At 40.4% G+C, this 19,972-nt stretch carries 18 protein-coding genes and 1 pseudogene; 9 read left to right on the forward strand and 10 right to left on the reverse strand.

All coding sequences use genetic code 11. The features are described from left to right. The first annotated feature begins 47 nt into the window (after positions 1-47). Positions 48-728, forward strand: a complete 681-nt coding sequence (locus NRL14_RS11145) for an IS30 family transposase (protein WP_306724683.1) — start codon at positions 48-50, stop codon at positions 726-728. Between the two features lie 9 nt (positions 729-737). Here NRL14_RS11145 and NRL14_RS11150 read toward each other — a convergent pair. The 4 genes and pseudogenes from NRL14_RS11150 to NRL14_RS11165 all read right to left on the reverse strand — a co-directional run. Next, positions 738-1,001 (reverse strand): annotated as a pseudogene (locus NRL14_RS11150) (transposase); the annotation flags it as partial. A 377-nt stretch (positions 1,002-1,378) separates the two neighbouring features. Next, entirely contained in the window at positions 1,379-2,281 is a 903-nt protein-coding gene (locus NRL14_RS11155; RefSeq protein WP_306724684.1) for a hypothetical protein, read from the reverse strand. Between the two features lie 288 nt (positions 2,282-2,569). After that, positions 2,570-2,971, reverse strand: coding sequence for a TIGR02444 family protein (locus NRL14_RS11160; protein ID WP_306724685.1), 402 nt, complete (start codon positions 2,969-2,971; stop codon positions 2,570-2,572). Then, positions 2,955-4,877 carry an ATP-binding cassette domain-containing protein gene (locus tag NRL14_RS11165; protein WP_306724686.1) on the reverse strand — a complete coding sequence of 641 codons (1,923 nt, stop codon included), beginning with the start codon at positions 4,875-4,877 and terminating at the stop codon, positions 2,955-2,957. The genes NRL14_RS11160 and NRL14_RS11165 overlap by 17 nt, the downstream gene beginning before the upstream one ends. 132 nt (positions 4,878-5,009) lie before the next feature. Here NRL14_RS11165 and NRL14_RS11170 point away from each other — a divergent pair, with 132 nt between their 5' ends. Then, entirely contained in the window at positions 5,010-5,213 is a 204-nt protein-coding gene (locus tag NRL14_RS11170; protein WP_007378899.1) for a YheV family putative zinc ribbon protein, read from the forward strand. A gap of 32 nt (positions 5,214-5,245) precedes the next feature. On the opposite strand, the gene NRL14_RS11175 is transcribed toward NRL14_RS11170, so the two are convergent. Together NRL14_RS11175 and NRL14_RS11180 are read right to left on the reverse strand one after the other, a co-directional pair. Further along, positions 5,246-5,461, reverse strand: a complete 216-nt coding sequence (locus tag NRL14_RS11175; protein WP_007378900.1) for a SlyX family protein — start codon at positions 5,459-5,461, stop codon at positions 5,246-5,248. Then, positions 5,448-6,446 carry a WD40 repeat domain-containing protein gene (locus NRL14_RS11180; protein WP_149605753.1) on the reverse strand — a complete coding sequence of 333 codons (999 nt, stop codon included), beginning with the start codon at positions 6,444-6,446 and terminating at the stop codon, positions 5,448-5,450. The genes NRL14_RS11175 and NRL14_RS11180 overlap by 14 nt, the downstream gene beginning before the upstream one ends. A 214-nt stretch (positions 6,447-6,660) precedes the next feature. Here NRL14_RS11180 and fkpA point away from each other — a divergent pair, with 214 nt between their 5' ends. Beyond that, entirely contained in the window at positions 6,661-7,413 is a 753-nt protein-coding gene (gene fkpA / locus NRL14_RS11185; protein ID WP_007378902.1) for an FKBP-type peptidyl-prolyl cis-trans isomerase, read from the forward strand. Between the two features lie 83 nt (positions 7,414-7,496). Here the strand turns inward: fkpA and NRL14_RS11190 are convergent, their stop codons facing one another. After that, the gene (locus NRL14_RS11190; RefSeq protein ID WP_008138658.1) at positions 7,497-7,967 is read right to left on the reverse strand and encodes an Rsd/AlgQ family anti-sigma factor; all 471 of its coding nucleotides are present in this window, start codon (positions 7,965-7,967) and stop codon (positions 7,497-7,499) included. 527 nt (positions 7,968-8,494) lie between these two features. On the opposite strand from NRL14_RS11190, the gene hemE reads away from it, so the two are divergent. After that, positions 8,495-9,559, forward strand: coding sequence for a uroporphyrinogen decarboxylase (gene hemE / locus NRL14_RS11195; protein ID WP_002961084.1), 1,065 nt, complete (start codon positions 8,495-8,497; stop codon positions 9,557-9,559). Positions 9,560-9,653: 94 nt separating this feature from the next. Here the strand turns inward: hemE and sthA are convergent, their stop codons facing one another. Continuing rightward, entirely contained in the window at positions 9,654-11,084 is a 1,431-nt protein-coding gene (gene sthA / locus NRL14_RS11200; RefSeq protein ID WP_007378904.1) for a Si-specific NAD(P)(+) transhydrogenase, read from the reverse strand. Positions 11,085-11,097: 13 nt separating this feature from the next. After that, positions 11,098-12,231 (reverse strand): fatty acid desaturase, encoded by a 1,134-nt coding sequence (locus tag NRL14_RS11205; RefSeq protein ID WP_058230565.1) that lies wholly within the window; start codon positions 12,229-12,231, stop codon positions 11,098-11,100. 126 nt (positions 12,232-12,357) lie between these two features. Between NRL14_RS11205 and fabR the strand changes: the two genes are divergently transcribed. From fabR to leuD, 5 genes are all read left to right on the forward strand, one after another. After that, positions 12,358-12,981 carry an HTH-type transcriptional repressor FabR gene (gene fabR, locus NRL14_RS11210; RefSeq protein WP_002961087.1) on the forward strand — a complete coding sequence of 208 codons (624 nt, stop codon included), beginning with the start codon at positions 12,358-12,360 and terminating at the stop codon, positions 12,979-12,981. Positions 12,982-13,386: 405 nt separating this feature from the next. Continuing rightward, positions 13,387-14,940, forward strand: a complete 1,554-nt coding sequence (leuA, locus tag NRL14_RS11215) for a 2-isopropylmalate synthase (RefSeq protein WP_002961090.1) — start codon at positions 13,387-13,389, stop codon at positions 14,938-14,940. Next, positions 14,937-16,013: a 3-isopropylmalate dehydrogenase gene (leuB, locus tag NRL14_RS11220; protein WP_169044565.1), complete on the forward strand. Its 1,077-nt coding sequence runs from the start codon at positions 14,937-14,939 to the stop codon at positions 16,011-16,013. The genes leuA and leuB overlap by 4 nt, the downstream gene beginning before the upstream one ends. 60 nt (positions 16,014-16,073) lie before the next feature. Then, positions 16,074-17,474, forward strand: coding sequence for a 3-isopropylmalate dehydratase large subunit (leuC, locus tag NRL14_RS11225; RefSeq protein WP_306724687.1), 1,401 nt, complete (start codon positions 16,074-16,076; stop codon positions 17,472-17,474). Next, positions 17,474-18,073, forward strand: coding sequence for a 3-isopropylmalate dehydratase small subunit (gene leuD, locus NRL14_RS11230; RefSeq protein WP_002961095.1), 600 nt, complete (start codon positions 17,474-17,476; stop codon positions 18,071-18,073). The genes leuC and leuD overlap by 1 nt, the downstream gene beginning before the upstream one ends. 93 nt (positions 18,074-18,166) lie before the next feature. Here the strand turns inward: leuD and NRL14_RS11235 are convergent, their stop codons facing one another. Beyond that, entirely contained in the window at positions 18,167-19,675 is a 1,509-nt protein-coding gene (locus tag NRL14_RS11235) for a DUF3360 family protein (RefSeq protein WP_306724688.1), read from the reverse strand. Positions 19,676-19,972: the final 297 nt, after the last annotated feature.

Raw genomic sequence — 19,972 nt, forward strand, 5'->3', positions numbered from 1 at the left:
TTTTTCACCCAAATTTGTATGCTTATTAGCATAACATTTCTTTCTTAATGGGTGGCCAAAATCACTGTACCACTACACATGAGACTATTTATAAAACGTTATTTATCCCATCACGCTATATTTTCGAAAAAGCAGTCCTTAGCCATCTTCGCTCAAAACGTAAGTTGAGGCATGGTAAACGCTCAACAAATAAGGGAATTTATAAAGGTATTATTGATGCTAAAACAATTCATGAAAGGCCTCATGAAATTGAAACACGAGAAACTCTAGGTCACTGGGAGGGCGATTTAATATCAGGAAGTAGCAACTCACATATAGCAACATTGGTTGATCGAAAAACACGGTATACAGCTTTGGTACAAGTTAATGGTAAGGATACTAAAAATGTAGTAAATGCACTTATTCTGAAATTTAATGGTTTACCAAAGGCACTTAAAAACACACTAACGTGGGATCGGGGAATGGAATCAGCAGACCATAAAAGATTTACTAAAAATACGAATACAGATGTTTACTTTTGTGACCCGAGTAGTCCGTGGCAAAGGGGAACAAATGAAAATACAAATCGCCTATTAAGGCAGTACTTCCCCAAAAAGACAAGCCTACATGGCTTTGACCAACGTTATTTAGATAAAATCGCTAATAAACTAAATAATCGACCAAGAAGAATATTAAACTATTTAACTCCTAATGATATGATTAAAAACCATGTTGCACTGACCACTTGATATCACCGTCGCTTTTTTTAATATTTCACGCTCCATTTCTAGGCGTTTCACTTGCGCTTTTAGCTCTCTGATCTCTTCTTGCTCAGGGGTCAAATTACCATTCCCTCTAAAAGCCTGCCCATCATCATTTTCAGCTTCTTTTATCCACCGACCAAGCATGTTGGGATTTACCCCTAAATTTCTAGAGGCTTCTGCTTGAGAGTAGTTTTGCTCAACAACTAATGCGATGGCATCAAGTTTAAATTCTTTGGAATACTTTTTATGTTTTGTCATTATCGATCTCCAGTTAAGTTGATTATCTCTTAACTGGGGTAGTCGAATCCATTAAACCACGTCAAAGCCTAGTCTATTTTGGATTAAGTGCTGTGCGTTTCACGGAGTGAGAACTGGTATGAAAATTTAATTTTCAAACTGGATATTTACTTTAGCTTATGTGTCGCCATTGTTACTTTACCCAACTTCTCGCAGTGTTATATGCATTGTATAGTATGCATATATACAATTTGCTTGTTATTAGTAGCAGAAATTATTAACTTGAAGGGATATTTATATCTGATAATGACGTTTATTATCTATATTAAAGTAAGAGTTAAAGGATATTAACTCTTACTTTCTAACATCAATATTCTATTTAATACAGATGAATATCATTAAAACCTATATGTACAAGTATATCTACTTCCATTGGTTGGAGTACAAGTTACTTGACCACCGCCTATTGACGGTGTAGTGCTGCTTGAAAAAATGACTCCGGCACGACCTGCTGCCCTAAAAAAGCTTCTGAAGCTGGTTTCTGTGCCTTCAGTAAAGCGATAGGTTTGAGGGGTTTTTATATCTAAGCTAGGTTTAATAATATTACCGTCGGCATCGGCTCCGCGCTCAAAATCCCACTGTATTCTTTTATCATTAGCGTATGCTAATGAAAAAACGGCAATGCTATTATCAGAAAAAGTTACTTCCATCAAAATTTTGTCTATGTTTAGTTTGTTTGATAGTTTTCCAGCCATTGAAACGTAGGTGTTAAAATCATCAGTTGCGGATGTATTTTCGGAATAATGATTAGCAACATCATTCTGAACAGCACTAAAACCTACTAAATCCCAGGCACTTTTAGCTATTTTTTCTGGAACAACATTAGCTTCTAGAGTTGAAATGCTCTCTTTTAATTGAATGCTTGCACTTGAGAATGCATAAAATGAATTTTGAGTCTTTTGTTCAACGCCATAACTATCTGCTGTTACACTATAATAAGGAACACGTCTATCACGCATTCTTCCGCCACGGCCATCTGGTTCATTATCATATGAAATGACACGGTATCCCGACTGCTTTTTGGTTACTTTAAATCTGTTAATAATAGTTTTGTCTAAATTCATAACGTGAACGTCAAGAGTTTGGTTAAGCTTTGCTTCTGATTTAGCTGCAATTTGAAATTGTTCAAAAGATTGACAATAACTACATTCTTTGAATATAGGTTCTTCGGTTTCTGCTATAGCTGCAGTAGAGGATACTGAAAAAAAAACTAATAGTGGAGCAATGAGAAAGTTATTCATATTTAATTTTCCTGAAAATAGAAGATATTATTGTACCTTTATTGGGGTGGATAATCAATATCTATTTGACTAAGGAAAATAGATATTGATTACTGAATTTACAGTGGCATGCTTATTGTTTTAAACAAAACAGCGCATGCTAGTGCTGTTATTTATCATAAAATAGGCGATAACGACTAATCGATGTCAAGCACAGGCTACCGAAAAAATTCTTTTTAACTTGATTTCCACTTAGCTCTCTCGGTTATAGATTGTTGGCGACTTATAGCTACTCATAAATATAGCGCACTATTTATTAGCAGGTGTTGGGAATGCAGTTAATTCAAGTTTGTTTACCGCTTCAATCAACATATGCTGCTGTTGTTTTTCAAGCTTGAGTTCTGCATTAAGCAGTTCTTCGCGTATTATGGCGTAGTCATTTATCGTATTCTGATTAATTTTTAAATAGCTACGTGCAGCGCGCAGAGGTTGTAATACGTGAGTATCAAACTCACTCACTACTTGTGTTAACTCGTTTAGCTGTTGGGTGTTAATACTTAAATTTAATGAATCTAAATAAAGTAGTAATAAGCATAAATTAACGTTTTTTCCTTGCTGGTTTTGTAGTGCCAGCAAGGTTGTTTGTTGATCAGGCTTTGCGTACAAGGTGCACGCAAACTGCCAAAAATGGTCGCTATTGAGCAAGTTCATCGGCGAATGCCTGTTCTTTTTCTTCCATTTCTTCAAGTGCCATAAGTAGCTCTTCTTCAATGTCGTTAAGCTTAGGCGTAAGGGTTGCTTGCTTGGCTAATAACTCTTTAAGCTTGGCTTTGTTGTCGTCGTTGTACAGTTCGTTATCACCTAAGGTCACTTCAACTTCACTTAATTCAGCGGTGAATTTATCGAGTTGCTTTTCAAGCTTTTCAATTTGCTTTTTAAGTGGCTGAGTGGCCTTTCTAAACTCAGCCTCTAAGCGTTTTTGCTCTTTGCGGTTAACACCTGGGTTTGCTTTAGGCTCGTCGGTTTGCTGCGCTTTAACCGCTTCTTTATTCGCGTTAAGTAACCATTGATAATACGCATCTAAGTCGTAACCAAACTGGGTTACTTTGCCATCATCGACTAGGTAAAACTCATCGGCGGTATTTTTAAGCATATGGCGATCATGCGAAACGGTAACCATAGCGCCTTCAAAGCCTTGTAGTGCCATAACAAGTGCATGGCGCATCTCTAAATCAAGGTGGTTGGTTGGCTCATCCAGTAATAATAAGTTTGGCTTTTGATATACCAACATGGCAAGCACTAAACGTGCTTTTTCGCCGCCCGAAAATGGGGCTACAGGCTCAAGTGCCTTATCGCCAATGAAGGCAAAGCCGCCTAAAAAGTCACGTAGTGATTGCTCAGTGGCTTTTGGGTCTAGTCGTTGTATGTGCGTTATTGCACTGGCTTTTAAATCAAGAGATTCAAGCTGATGCTGCGCAAAGTAACCAATATTTAATCCGTGATGCTGAATAACTTCGCCAGCTTGCGGCTCTAAATCACCAGAAAGCAGTTTAATTAACGTTGATTTACCCGCGCCATTTCGACCAAGTAAAGCAATTCGGCTGCCTGGTACAAGGTTTAGCTCTATATTATTTAAAATAGTGACGTCACCATAACCCGCTTTGGCTTTATCTATTGTCATTAGTGGGTTTGGTAATGCTTTTGGCTCTGCAAACTCAAAGTTAAATGGCGAGTCGGCATGTGCTGGCGCTAGTTTTTCCATGCGTTCAAGCGCTTTTACACGGCTTTGTGCTTGTTTAGCTTTACTGGCTTTTGCTTTAAAGCGCGTTATAAATTGCTCTAAGTGTGCAATTTGATCTTGCTGCTTATCAAACATCGCTTGTTGTTGTAGCAAGCGCTCTGCTTTTTGGCGCTCAAACTGCGAGTAGTTACCTTTGTACACATTGATAAGTTGCTTATCTACATGCCAAATTTGGTCAACCACCGCATCTAAAAACTCACGGTCATGCGATATAAGTACAAGGGTGCCGGTATAAGCACGTAAAAAGCGTTCAAGCCAATAAACGGCATCTAAATCAAGGTGGTTTGTTGGCTCATCGAGTAATAGTAAATCGGCGTCGCGTATTAATGCTTGGGCAAGGTTTAAACGCATACGCCAACCACCCGAAAACGAGCTGACAGGGTTTTCTATAAGGTTATTGGCAAAGCCTAAGCCGTGTAATAGCTCACCGGCGGTTGATTCAATGCTGTAGCCTTTAATGTTTTCAAGCTGAATATGTACTTTGGCTTGTGTGTCGCCATCGTTGTTTTGCTCGGCCTCACGCAGTGCTATACGCATTGCATAGTATTCTGGATGGCCTTGGAGTACATAATCAATCGCGCTTATTTCAAGTGCAGGTGTCTCTTGCTTAACAGAGGCAATAGACCAATCTTTTGGAATGCTGCAGTTACCGGCATCTAGTTGCAGTTCTGATTTTAGTAAACCAAATAACGTTGATTTTCCGCAGCCATTAGCGCCAACAAGGCCTACTTTGTGCTCTGGAAATAATGTAGCTGATGCGTTTTTTAATAAGGCTTTACCGCCACGAAGTAGTTCTATTTCTGAGATTTGGATCATGAATGCGTTACTTTGCTGTGCCCTTGTTAAGTTGGCGCTATCATAACATAGAACTTAATGCTCTTATCAAGCGTATCAACAAGTGAAGTTATACGATAAAATAGCGGCAGTTCAAACCACAGGAAAAATGTTGTGAGACAAAAGAAGCGATTTATTGCTGGTGCATCGTGCCCTGACTGCAAAGCCATGGATACTATGATGCTATACAGAGAACATGATGTTGAAAAAGTAGAGTGTGTTGAGTGTGGTCATAAAATGGCGCAACCCGATAACGCTGTTCAGGCGTCTACTCGTCAATTTGAACAAGTAATTGGTGTATTTAAACCGGGCGACTAACCCGGTTTTTTATTGCCTAATTTTTACCGGTTTTAGTAATGCGGTGGAGGCGGCTCAGGTGCTTCAGACATCATAGACGATGATGACTGCGACTCTTTAATTTTTTCTGCTAGCAGCTCAGTTTGGCGTTTCATTTTTGCTAACAGTTGCTGGTGCACTTTTATTTCATCATTTAAGACTTCAATTGTTTCGTCTTGAAAAGCCACTTTGGCTTCAAGTTCCATTAAGCGATGTTCAATTGTGTTCATTATTCTCTCGTATAATAAATCGCTCTGCGATACCGCTGGAGCTTTCGGTTAACAACGACTTACCGTTATCTGTAAATGTCACATCTAGTACCACCGCAGATTTAGGCTTACTGCCTTCGCGCGGGGCAACCTGCCAAGTTTGAATTTTTTCACCGCTTGGTATTTGCCACAAATCTACACGCTTATTTGGCGAGCCGGTTGCAAGCAAAGTGCCTTGTTCGTTAAAACGCACAGCAGTAAAAATTTTCTGACGCGCAATATACTTCAGTTTACTCACAAGATCACCTGTAGTCAGCTTCCATACATTTGCTTGTGCCATACTATCGGCCGTAAACGCATAGCGACCTTGTGGATCGAGCGTTACGTGGGTAACACGCGTTGGGTGATTAAAGCGATGAATTACTTGCCCTGTACGTGTATCCCAAAAGTAAGCAACATAATCGTTAGAGCCACTTAAAGCAAAGCGTCCGTTGGGCGATAAATCAACGGTGTTAACTTTATCTTGATGACCTAAAAATTCGATACGTCTGCCGGTTTCAAGGTTTATGAATACAACTACGCCGTCGCTACGGCCGTATAAAACACTACGGCCTTGATTGCTAATGGCAATATCGCGAATACTGGCTTTTTGTATTTTGTAATAACCTTTATTTTTGCCTGTGGTTATATCCCACACCGCAAACGTGGTTTTTTCGGCGGTAACGGCCACGCTGTTATCAAAAGCAATGGCTACTGCATACACTAGGCTATCTTGTGATTGTTGCTGAAACCACTGGTATTTTAGCACTTGCTGTTGATTATCCCACAGGGCGACCCCATGGTTAATGGAGGAGATCAAGCTGTATTTACCATCGTTCGATAGCGTTGATGAAAATGCACCTTGCGCAGCATGTTCGTAGCTTGCTACAGCCTGTTGTTTTTTATCGGTACAGGCGATGGCTAAAAAACAGCTAAATACGATTAAAAAAGTACGAAATATCGACATGTTACAGGTATTTCCTCTTAACTCTTAGTGACTGAGAGGTTAGACTAGGACGCGTTGAATGCCTAGGTTGTTTGTCTAATCACTGGATATGTTTTTAGTTTAGCTAACAATGTGAAATTTAGTCATTAAACAAGCAGCCTATCATGTAGGCCGTTAATCTTTAACTAGTAATAATACAATAAATGACAACTGCAAAGTGTGTCGGAGATTTAAAATGAAAAAGACGATTAAATTGTCATTGATTGCAGCGTCAGTTTTAGCGCTTACAGCTTGTAATCAAGAAGCAAAAAAAGAGCAAGCAGAAGTTAAGCTAGACACTGTTGAACAGCAACAAGCATACGGTATTGGTGCATCTGTAGGTAACTTTTTAAATAAAGATCTAGCAGACAAAACTGAAATTGGTATTGAACTAGACCAAGCACTTTTAATTCGTGGTTTTGAAGATGCACTTGCTGGTAATGCAAAAATTGACGAAGAAAAAATTCGTGAAGTGTTAACTGCATTAGATACATCAGTACGTACTAAGCAAGAAGAAACAGCAAAAGTTGAGTCTGAAAAAAGCAAAGAAGCGGGTGTTAAATACTTAGCTGATAACGCTAAAAAAGAAGGTGTTACAGTAACGGAGTCTGGCCTGCAGTACGAAGTGCTTAGTGAAGGTGATGGCGAAAAGCCAGTAGCAACTGATGTAGTTAAAGTACACTACAAAGGGACTTTATTAGACGGTACTGAGTTTGATAGCTCATATGCACGCAACGAACCTACAACTTTCCCTCTTAACCGCGTAATTGCGGGTTGGACTGAAGGTTTACAGCTTATGTCAGTGGGTTCTAAGTACAAGTTTACTATTCCTTCAGAACTTGCTTACGGCGACCGCGATTTAGGTAAAATTCCTGCTAACTCAACACTTATTTTTGATGTTGAATTACTTGAAATTCAAAACGATGAAGACGCAGCTCCTGCAAAATAATCATCATATAAACTAAAAGTTATTTAGCTTATAAATGTAAAAAGGGACCTTAGGTCCCTTTTTTAATACGTTACTTACACGTATTAATTCGTGTGATTAGAAAACAAGTTATCAATAAGCTCATCCTCTAACGCAAATCGTGCTTCTAGCGCTTCACCGATAACAGATAAATCGTTATCAAAATCTTTTAATAAGTCTTCTTTATCTACTTCTGCGTATTTATCGTTAAAATCCAGTGCAATATCAGTTGTACTAGAAATACGCGGGTAAATTGCATTGGCAAGTTCTTGGCTTTTTGGGCCTTTATTTTCACAAGCTTTAGCAATGTCATCATAAATTTCAAAATGACCGGCAGACAAGTAATCCATCAGAATTTGGCAAAAAGATTCAATTTGAGCAGGCTCTGGTAAAGCATGATCTTTTTTATCATATGGAGAAAAACCAGCCATTTTACAAAAGAGCACAATAAGCTCTTGGCGTTCATTTAACCATTTATCGATTACTGTGTGGCTACCACCCCATTTCTGTTGAGCTTTTTCTACACGCGTCAGCATAACTGTTCTCCTAGCTGGGTTGGTCTTTAAATTAAGTATAATAAGTTTATATACATCAAGATATATTTAATTTGCGTGTATATCAACAAGTAAAATAGATGTTCTAAAAGCGATGTAATTTATTGAATGGTAAATGGTGAGATTTATTGCAGGCAAGAAAAAACCACCGGTTAAGGTGGTCTAATTTCTTTCATTGGCTTGTTATAACAAGCTTTCTTATTTTTATGAGATAATTTTTATTGTTGTTATTTTAAAACTTTTATTTTTATTATTTTAAGATTTTTATTATTGTTTTTGTTAACGCGGGACAAACAATAACAAGCTTTTTTCGATGTTGCAAACATATTAATAAAAAGTTTTAAATGTTATGGTTTGTTTGCTTGTTTTATAGTCAAAATAGGTTGAAACCGTAGATTATATTGATCTGCCTCTAGGTAAGGCTGTTTTCGTCCCTAAGCAATAGAGGGTCGGAGAATATGGTGGTACAATCTTGCACAATTTATACAAGTCTTAGGATCATTTACGCCATGAGCGAATTAAAAAACGACCGTTATTTACGTGCACTTGCAAAACAACCTGTTGATGTAACTCCGGTATGGATGATGCGCCAAGCAGGACGCTATTTACCAGAGTATCGCGCTACACGTGCACAAGCGGGCGATTTTATGAGCCTGTGCCGTAATGCTGAGCTTGCATGTGAAGTTACACTGCAGCCACTACGTCGCTACCCGTTAGATGCCGCTATATTATTTAGTGATATTTTAACGATTCCAGATGCGATGGGTTTAGGTCTGTACTTTGAAACTGGCGAAGGTCCTAAGTTCGAACGCCCTATTTCATCTCTTGCTGATGTTAAAAAAATTCCAAAACTTGATCCAACTGACGAGCTTGGCTACGTAATGAACGCGGTAAGCACTATTCGTCGTGAACTTAAAGGTGAAGTACCGCTTATCGGTTTTTCTGGTTCACCTTGGACGCTAGCAACTTATATGGTTGAAGGCGGTAGCAGCAAAGTATTTGGTAAAATTAAAAAAATGGCGTTTGCAGAACCGCAAACACTTCATTTATTACTCGATAAGTTAGCTGATTCAGTTATTGATTACTTAAATGCTCAAATTAAAGCTGGCGCGCAATCGCTAATGGTATTTGACTCATGGGGCGGTGTATTAAGCCCGCGCGATTACAACGAATTTTCACTACAATACATGCATAAAATTGTAGATGGCTTAATTCGTGAGTACGACGGTCGTAAAGTACCGGTTACTTTGTTCACTAAAAATGGTGGTCAATGGATTGAAGCTATTGCAGCAACAGGCTGTGATGCAATCGGTCTTGATTGGACTATTAATATCAGCGACGCTAAACGCCGTGTGGGTGATAAAGTAGCTCTACAAGGTAATATGGACCCATCTATGTTACACGGTACACCAGAGCGTATTCGCCAAGAAGTAGGCACTATTTTAGAAGACTTCGGTACAGGGAATGGCCACGTGTTTAACTTAGGCCACGGTATTACACCAGATGTAGACCCTGAAAATGCTGGCGTATTCATTAATGCAGTACATGAGCTAAGTGCTAAGTACCATAAGTAATAGTCACTTAAACAAGCTTTAAAACTGTTTAAAAGTAAAAACCCGCTAAGTTGCGGGTTTTTTGTTACCTATTTATAAAGGCTTTTAAAACTACTTATTTAAATAAGCGATTTAAACCATTTAATGCCGCAACACGGTAGGCTTCAGCCATGGTTGGGTAGTTAAATGTGGTATTTACAAAGTAGTCGATATTATTGCCACCATTTTTTTGTTCCATAATGGCTTGGCCAATGTGAACAATTTCAGAAGCACGTTCGCCAAAACAATGTACGCCAAGTACTTCTTTGGTTTCGGTGTGGAATAATATTTTTAAACTACCTACTTCAGTACCAGCAATTTGCGCGCGAGCCAAATGCTTAAACTGAGCACGGCCAACTTCATATGGTACTTTAGCGGCTGTAAGCTCTTGCTCGGTTTTACCTACTGAGCTCATTTCTGGAATGGTATAAATACCAGCCGGAATATCAACAATCAGTCTGTCATCGCAGTTACCACATGCAATTGCATCAGCAGCTATACGACCTTGGTCAAACGCAGCACTTGCAAGGCTAGGATAGCCAATTACATCACCTACAGCGTAAACGTTATCAATTTCTGTTTGGTATGTTTCGTTAACTTTTAATTGGCCACGGCTATCGGCTTTTAAGCCAATGGCTTCAAGATTTAGTGTATCAGTGTTACCAGTACGACCATTAGCAAATAAAATACAATCAGCTTTTACGCGTTTACCTGATTTTAAATGCATTATAACGCAGTCGTCACGCGTCTCAATTCGGTCAAACTCTTCGTTATGGCGAATAACAATACCGCTATTCCAAAAGTGATAGCTAAGCGCGTCAGATATTTCTGCATCCATAAAGGCAAGTAGTCGGTCGCGTGTATTAACCAAATCAACTTTAGCGCCTAAACCTTTAAATATTGACGCGTACTCACAACCAATTACACCAGCTCCGTAAATCAGTACACGATGAGGGTCATGCTCAAGGCCAAGTATTGTGTCACTTTCGTAAATACGAGAATGCGTAAAATCTACCTCTGGTGGGCGATAAGGGCGCGAACCCGTTGCTATAACAATCGTTTTAGCAGTCAGTCGCTCAGTTGAACCATCATTTCGTTTTACTTCAATTGTGTGCTTATCTACAAAGCTCGCATCACCTTGAAACATATGAATGCGGTTGCGATCGTAAAAGCTACTACGTAAATTAGATTGCTTAGAAATAACCGAACTTGCGTGACGTAAAATATCAGGAAATGTTAAGCGGCTAGGGCGCTCGCCAACATTAAATAACGGGTTTGCTTTATATTCAATATAACGACTAACAGAGTGGCGAAGCGCTTTTGAAGGAATTGTGCCCCAATGTACACAACCGCCACCAACAGATTCTTGGCGTTCAATAACCGCTACTTTTTTATCGTTTTTTGAAAGGTTCATGGCGGTACCTTCACCGCCAGGACCCGTGCCAATAATTATTGCATCATATTGGTATGTCACGGGTACTTTTTTTTGTTCTGGTTGTTTGGCCACAGCCACTCCTAAATTAATTAAAAGAGGCTTTTAATAACCTCGCATTAAGTGCTAGCCATGCCTGTTTTTGATTTTCCCAGGCGGCTTCCAACTCATGGTATTGTGCCATTAATGCTGAGCGTTCACACTGCTTTGCCATGTTATTTTTTTTAACTTCTAACACTTGTTTTTGTAGTGAACAATAATTTTGCAGTTTTTTCAGCAGTAAATCGTACTCTTGTTGTAATAATGTAATCTTATCTTGTGCTAAAGGCAATTTTGCAAGACGCGTTTGCGTTTTGCTCATGAGCGTTTCGGCCTTCGCTTTTTCTATACGTTCAACAGGAGTACGCTTTAACTTATTGGCTAAACCAACAGCTGCTAAAGAGCGAATCATCCATTTTGTTGGATCGTAATGAAACCATTTAATACCGTTACGGTAGTCGCTTGCAAAAATATGGTGGAAGTTGTGATACCCCTCACCGTATGTAAATAACGCTAAAAAGCCGTTATCACGTGCCGTATTTTTTTCGGTGTATGGGCGAGAGCCCCAAATATGTGCAACTGAGTTTATAAAAAAGGTAAAGTGTTGACTCAGTACTAAGCGTAGTAAACCTGCAAGAATTAACATCCCCCACACATCACCAACCAATAAACCAAGTATAACAGGCAAGCCTACGTTCATAGCAATCACAAGCTTTAAGTAATGTTTGTGTTGCCACATAACTATTTTATTGCGCTGTAAATCACGACAATTACTATAATCACCGTAGCTATCGCCTTGGTAGTCACGTAACATCCACCCGATATGGCTATACCAAAAACCATTGGTCGCCGCGTAAGGGTCTTTTATTGGGTCGTCAACTTGACCGTGATGTATACGGTGATCGCTACTCCAATGCAATGCACTGTTTTGCAGCGCAAAAGCACCGCCAAGCGCAAAAATAAATTCAACTGCAGGGTGTGCGTTATAGGTTTTATGTGCCCATAATCGATGGTAGCCGGCAGTAATTGATAAGCCTGCATAAAACATGCAGCCTACAAAAGCAATCCAATGCGCGCTGGTAAATCCGTAGCTAATGGCGTACCAAGGTACAAGTGTGGCAGCCGCCAAAAAGGTTAGGCTAAAAAATAGGACGTTTGTCCAAATAATCGGTGGTTTATTCATAATTCTCAATCTCAGCGTACAACTGTAAGCTAAAATAGTATTTCAAACTCTTGTCGTCAAGTATTAGACTGTACAATTGAGCTAATATCACTAAATATTCATATAAAATAATTCAGGGAGCTGTTGATGTCGGGTGTTAGAGCGCAACAGAAACAAAAAACACGACAGGCGTTAATTCAAGCGGCATTTAATCAGCTGAGTGCTGATCATAGTTTTTCGAATTTAAGTTTACGCGAAGTAGCACGAGAAGCCGGTATTGCCCCAACGTCTTTTTATCGTCATTTTAAAGACATGGATGAGTTAGGTTTAACCATGGTAGACGAGGCCGGTTTAACTCTTCGCCAACTAATGCGTCAAGCTCGCAGACGAATAGCGAACGATGGCGGCAGTGTTATAAATACCTCAGTGGTTACTTTTATGGAGTTTATTGATAACTCAAGTAACCAATTTAGATTATTACTACGAGAGCGCTCCGGGACTTCTAAAGCATTTAGAGCCGCAGTAGCGCGCGAGGTAAAACATTTTATTTTAGAGCTGGCTCATTATTTAGAAAGCGAAACTAAATGTAATGCTATGCATGCCTATATTCAGGCGGAATCTATGGTAACGCTCGTATTTAATGCGGGTGCAGAAGCGCTCGATATAGAAGGATTGCAACGCGACGAATTAATTGAGCGCGTTATTTGGCAGCTGCGTTATATTACTCGTGGAGCCGGGCATTACGTAAGAGAAACGAGTAAAGAAGCATAGCTTAAAAAAATTGCAAAAAGTTAATATAAGCACGGTATATTGTAGTGCTTATTAATTTAAGCGTCACTAGTCGCGTATTCGTTATTTTAATTCTCAATAAGCATCTGGTTTGAATTAAAAAACCCAATTGAATCATTTTTAAATCTGTTTTGTGGAATTTTTATGCTTGCTTCCATCGCTTTGTAATGTTAAAAATAGGCTTCACTGAACACACACACAAGAAAACAAGATGCATATTATTCGTTTAATTACACTAAAACTGAACCTCTTACTGCTATGGCAAGTGAGCGGGGATTAGTGTGTTTGCATCGAGTTGAACACTAAAAACCCCGCAATTGCGGGGTTTTTTTTATCTCGCGGCTGGGATTAATTGAAATTTGGGTAACATAGGAATGAGGGGCAGTTATGCAAGAGCAAGATAAAGTATGGATTTTTGATACCACCTTACGTGATGGTGAGCAGGCACTTAAAGCAAGCCTTACTGAAGATGATAAAATTCAATTAGCGCATACAATTAGCCGCTTGAATGTGGATGTGATGGAAGTGGGTTTTCCGGTTTCGAGCCCTGCTGATTTTCGCTCGGTGCAACGTATTGCAACCGAGGTAAAAGGCCCGATTATTTGTGGTTTAGCACGCTCTGTTGCCAAAGACATTGAAGCCTGTGGCGAAGCACTTCGCACAGCACAACAAAGCCGTATTCATACTTTTATTGCTACAAGCCCTTTGCACCTTGAACATAAATTACGTATGAGCCTAGACGATGCAACGGCAATGGCTGTTAAATCAATTAAATTAGCACGTAACTATACTGATGATGTTGAGTTTTCGTGTGAAGATGCCGGTCGTACGCCGCATTGGGATTTATGTAAAATTGTTGAGCAGGCAATTAACGCCGGAGCTTCAACGATTAACTTGCCAGATACCGTTGGTTTTGTAACGCCAGACGAATACGCCGCGATGATCCGCCATTTAATGAATAACGTGCCAAATATTGATAAAGCGCGCTTAAGTGTGCATTGCCACAACGATTTAGGTTTAGCTGTAGCAAACTCTGTAGCCGCTGTACAAGCGGGTGCACGTCAAATTGAGTGTACTATTAATGGCATTGGTGAGCGTGCTGGTAACTGCTCGCTTGAAGAAGTGGCGATGATTATGAAAATGCGCAAAGACCACTTAAAAGTATACACAGATATTAAAAGTGAAGAAATTTACCGCGCATCTCGTCAAGTGGCTAAAATTTGTAATATGCCAGTACAACCAAATAAAGCGATTGTTGGCGAAAACGCCTTTGCACATAGTTCAGGCATTCACCAAGACGGTGTATTAAAAGCGCAAAATACTTATGAGATTATGTCGCCAGAAAGCGTTGGTGTGCCAAGTAACCAATTAAATATGACTTCGCGTTCGGGTCGTCATGTTATTGAGCATCGCCTAGAAGAGTTAGGCTATCAAAAATCTGATTACGATATGGATGGCTTATACAAAAGCTTTATTGAATTGGCTGACCAAAAAGGCACCGTATACGATTACGACCTTGAGGCGATGATTTACTTTAATCAAATTAACGACAAAGACGAAAAATACCAATTAGAATTTGTTAACTCAGCCTCTAACTCACAATCGGTAGCAAGTTCTACGATTGGAATGCGCATTGATGGCGAAGCTAAACAAGAAGCCGCGACAGGTAATGGCCCAGTTGAAGCCTCGTTTGCAGCTATTGAGCGCTTAACCGGTATGAGCGTTGAAATGATTGAATATAACTTAGAAGCGACAGGCCAAGGTGCAAGCTCATTAGGCCAAGTAAATATTATAGCTAAATACGATGGCCGACCTTATCACGGTGCGGGCATTGCAGCGGATGTGGTTGAAGCGTCGGTGCGCGCCATGATCCGTGTTTATAACTTAATTTATCGTGCACAAAAAGTGTCTGATTTAAAACAACAAAGGAAAGCAGGATGAGTAAAACAAACTACAGCGTTGCAGTATTAGCAGGCGACGGTATTGGCCCAGAAGTAATGGCAGCAGCAGAGCAAGTACTTGATGCTGTAAGCAATAAGTTTGGTTTTACCCTGAACCGCGAGCATTATGCAATTGGCGGCGCAGCCATTGACGAATTTGGTAAAGCATTACCAGAGAGTACACTTGCTGCGTGCGAAAACTCAGACGCTATTTTATTTGGTTCGGTAGGCGGTCCTAAATGGGAAAACTTACCACCAAACGAGCAGCCTGAGCGTGCATCGCTTTTACCGCTTCGTAAGCACTTTGGTTTGTTTTGTAATTTGCGCCCCGCACAGTTATTACCTGCATTAAGTGCAGCGTCACCACTTCGCGCTGATATTAGCGAAAAAGGGTTTGATATTTTATGTGTGCGCGAGCTAACCGGCGGCATTTATTTTGGCGAAAAAGGCCGTAGCGGCGAAGGCGCAGAAGAGTTTGCATTTGATACGCAAACATACTCGCGTAAAGAAATTGAACGTATTGCACGTTTTGCTTTTGAAGCTGCAAAATTACGTAGTAACCACGTTACCTCTGTTGATAAAGCCAACGTACTTGCATCAAGCGTATTATGGCGCGAAGTAGTCACCGAAGTAAGCAAAGACTACCCAGAAGTAAGCCTAGATTACATTTACGTAGATAACGCTGCTATGCAGTTAGTTAAACAGCCTAGCCAGTTTGACGTACTACTTTGCGATAACTTATTTGGCGATATTTTGTCAGATGAGTGCGCGATGATCACAGGCTCAATGGGCTTATTACCTTCGGCAAGCTTGAATCAATCGGGTTTTGGGTTGTATGAGCCAGCAGGCGGTTCAGCACCAGATATTGCAGGTAAAGGCGTTGCAAACCCAATAGCACAAATATTAAGTGCCGCATTAATGCTACGTTACTCGCTAGGGCAAGACGAAGCTGCGCGCACCATTGAAAAAGCAGTAGCAGAAGCTGTAGAAGCAGGTGTAGGCACACCAGATATATATCCAAATGCCGGTTACAGCACAAGCGATGTGGCAGCAGCCATCGTTTCACGCATTTAATAACATAGTAAAGTTGCAGCACCGTTATGCTGCAACTCAAACAGATTAGGGAATTAGCAAGTGGCCCAAACGTTATACGACAAAATTTGGCAAGCACATACCGTTGCCAGCATAAACGAGCAAACCGACTTACTTTATATTGACCGCCATTTAGTGCATGAAGTTACTTCTCCGCAGGCTTTTGCTGGTCTACGTGAAAAAAACCGTACTGTACGTTGCCCAGAAAAAACCTTTGCAACGATGGATCATAACGTATCGACTAAGAGCCGATCACTTGATGCCGCAAGCGAAGTATCTAAAAATCAATTAATGGCGCTTGATAAAAACTGTAAAGAGTTTGGTATTGTACTTTACGATTTAAACTCAATTAACCAAGGCATTGTGCACGTAATGGGCCCAGAGCAAGGTATTACTTTGCCAGGCACAACCATTGTATGTGGCGATAGCCATACTTCTACGCATGGTGCGTTTGGCGCATTAGCGCATGGTATTGGTACGTCTGAGGTTGAGCACGTATTAGCAACGCAAACGCTACAGCAAAAAAAGGCGAAATCGTTAAAAATTCAAATTAACGGTGTATTGCGTCCAACAGTTACGGCTAAAGATTTAATTATGGCGGTAATTGGCAAGTTAGGTACTGCTGGTGGCACAGGCTATGTAGCAGAGTTTTGTGGTGCAGGCATTGAAGCGCTTTCAATGGAAGCCCGTATGACGCTATGTAATATGAGCATAGAAATGGGTGCAAAAGCGGGTTTAATTGCATCTGACCAAATTACTTATGATTATTTAAAAGGTCGTCCGTTTGCACCTAAAGGCGCAGATTTTGATGCAGCCGTTGAATATTGGGAAACCTTAAAAACAGATGAAGGCGCTGAGTTTGACTTGAGTGTTGAGCTTGAAGCTAACGACATTCAGCCGCAAATTACCTGGGGCACAAGCCCAGAGCAAGTCATTGGCGTTGATGAATGCATACCCGATCCTGACCAAGAACCAGATTTAATTAAAGCCGACGCTATACGCAGTGCTCTTAAATACATGGACTTAAAAGCGGGCGATAAATTATCAAGCGCAAAAGTAGACACGGTATTTATTGGTTCATGTACTAATAGTCGCATTGAAGATTTACGTGCAGCGGCAAAAATTGTTGAAGGCAAACATGTTGTTGCCGGCATTGAAGCGTTAATTGTACCAGGCTCTGGCTTAGTTAAAAAACAAGCCGAAGACGAAGGCTTAGCCGATATTTTTAAAGCTGCAGGCTTTGAATGGCGCGAACCAGGTTGTTCTATGTGTTTAGCGATGAACGATGACCGCTTAGAAGCGGGCAAGCGCTGTGCATCTACTTCTAATCGTAACTTTGAAGGCCGCCAAGGTCGTGGCGGGCGCACGCATTTAGTAAGCCCTGCAATGGCAGCAGCAGCTGCAATACATGGTCACTTTGTTGATATTAGAGGAGAAGCCTAATGAGCGTGTTTTTTAGTGGCTTAATGGCCCCACTTGATAAAAACAATGTTGATACTGACCAAATTATTCCTAAGCAGTTTTTAACATCAACTAGCCGTGAAGGTTTTGATGCTGCATTGTTTTATGATTGGCGTTACCTAGATAACGGTGAGCCAAACCCTGACTTTATTTTAAATCGCCCATGCTACCAAGGCGCGCAAATATTATTAACGCGCGACAACTTTGGTTGTGGCTCATCTCGCGAGCACGCGCCATGGGCACTTAAGCAATATGGCTTTGAAGTTATTTTAGCTGAAAGCTTTGCAGATATTTTCTTTAATAACTGTGGTAACAACCAAATGTTAGCCATTGCATTACCTGCCGATACGCTTGAGCAATTGTTTGTACTTAGCGAGCAGCACGACGATATAAACATTGAAATCGACCTTGAAAATCAAACACTAACAAGCAGTAAGTTTGCGCCAATTAGTTTTGATATTCGTAAAGACGTAAAAGAGCGCTTATTAAGTGGCTTAGATTTTATTGGTGTAACCGAAACACTAAACCCACAAATAGATGCGTTTGAAAAACAACTAGCAGCTGAGCGCCCTTGGCAGTAATTTCTTAACCGTGTGTATTAAAAACCACGTATTAAAAAGCACGGCAATTGCCGTGCTTTTTTGTGGGTAAATATTAGGTTCAGTACCTAAGGCTTAATGTCTAAAGTCAGCCATTAACGCAGGTATACCAGGTAACATGCCTACAATTGCCATTACAGTGGTAAGTAGCACAAACATAATAAGTGGAATCACCCAGCGGCTCATTTTAGTTAGCTCAGCGCTACGTTCTTTACAGCCAATAAGCCCTAGATTATCAAGTAACATAGTAAGCGACCAACCAAAAGCCGGATTAACCAAGGTTGAGGCAAACACCACAATAGCGGCTGATTGCGTTGTTTTGCCTTCGCGCGTCATTCCCATGCCAGCTTCAAGTAGCGGAATAAACACTCCTACAATAAGCGCAACACAAAGCACAGGTTGCCAAATGGCTAAATCCATAGGGTAACCCCATAAACCAGCAATAATACAAAATAATGCAGTTAAAATAGCGCCAGCCGGAATAGGGCGTTTAGCAATAGCAGCAGGTACAATGTAGGTTCCCCACGATGAGGTAAAGTTAGCACCACCGGCAAGTGAGCCAAATGTTTGTCTAACCGATGCGCTCAGCATGGTGTCGTCGATATTCATTTGTACTTTTTCAGTACGTTGCGGATAGCTTATTTTTTGAAATACTTGATGACCTAAAAAATCTGGTGACCACATAGCAACGGCGAGCACTGCAAATGGGAGTACAACCACAAAGCTTTCAAGTGTTGGCAGGCCAAGCATCCAGCCCGTGTTTTCACCCCACCAATAAGCTGGGTTCATATTTGGTAAACCCGGTGCAGTATGAAACTCAAACGGTGCGCCTAAAGCAAAGGCAACCACACCACCAATAAGGCAGCTTAACGGCACGGCTAACCAACGCTTTTTAAAGTGCTCTAATAGCGCATACAATAAAATGGTGGCTAAAATAACAATAAACGCAATATGCGCCATATCAATGGCCTCAGCCCAGGCAAACAGCTTTTTAACCTGCGAAATAGTACCAATAAAGCCTAAATAAATGAGTAGCCCGCCACATACACCTTTACTGGTTAGGCGCGCGAGCATACTCCCTCCTTTGGTTATGGCCAAAATAAAACCAAAGGCACCAATGAGTAAGCCAAACGCCATAGGGTGGCCGCCAGCTGCAACTACAATAGGAATTAACGGTATAAGAGGGCCATGAGTACCAGCCAAGTTAGCTGTTGGTAAAATAAAGCCTGAGAATAAGATGATAAAAATAGAAACAATGAGTAATTCGTAGCGCACGTTTTCTAAAACAAATGCATCGCTTAAGCCAAGAGGCGCCGCAAATGTTGCTGCAATAGCACCCACCATAACGACTTTACCAATAGTGCCCGCCATTGCAGGAATGGTGTCTTCAAATTCAAATCGGTAATCTCTAAACGGTAAATTAGGACGCCAGCGTTTAGGCTGCATAATTTGCAGCTCATGTTCAAGATACTCGTCGCGGCTATTAAACTCGGAGCTGGGTTTGTGATTGTTTTGATAGCTGTTTGCATCGTCATGTAATGCTTTTTTGTGATCTGACTCGTTACCCTTTTGGGTTGCTGACATAGTTCCTCCTGTTACTCGTTGTTTATTTATTAATACGGCTTTTGTTAAAGCAAATGAATAGTGAAGGGGCAGGGTAGAACAGCTTTTACTCAATAATGTATAGGCAAAAGGTCGTGTATGACTTTATTTAACGCTAAGTCAGTGTGTTGGTTTTCTTAGCTAGAAAATGAAATTGATTTTATTTTATTGTAAATCAATTGCTTGTGTTTTTTTTGCCATGTTCTAATTCGATAATCTAATATAAACAGGCTTGTTATCCTTTAGTCTAAGTCATGGTCTGTTTATTTTTATTTCGTT

This window comes from Pseudoalteromonas sp. 20-92 (assembly GCF_030847595.1).
Classification (GTDB): Bacteria; Pseudomonadota; Gammaproteobacteria; order Enterobacterales; family Alteromonadaceae; genus Pseudoalteromonas; species Pseudoalteromonas fuliginea.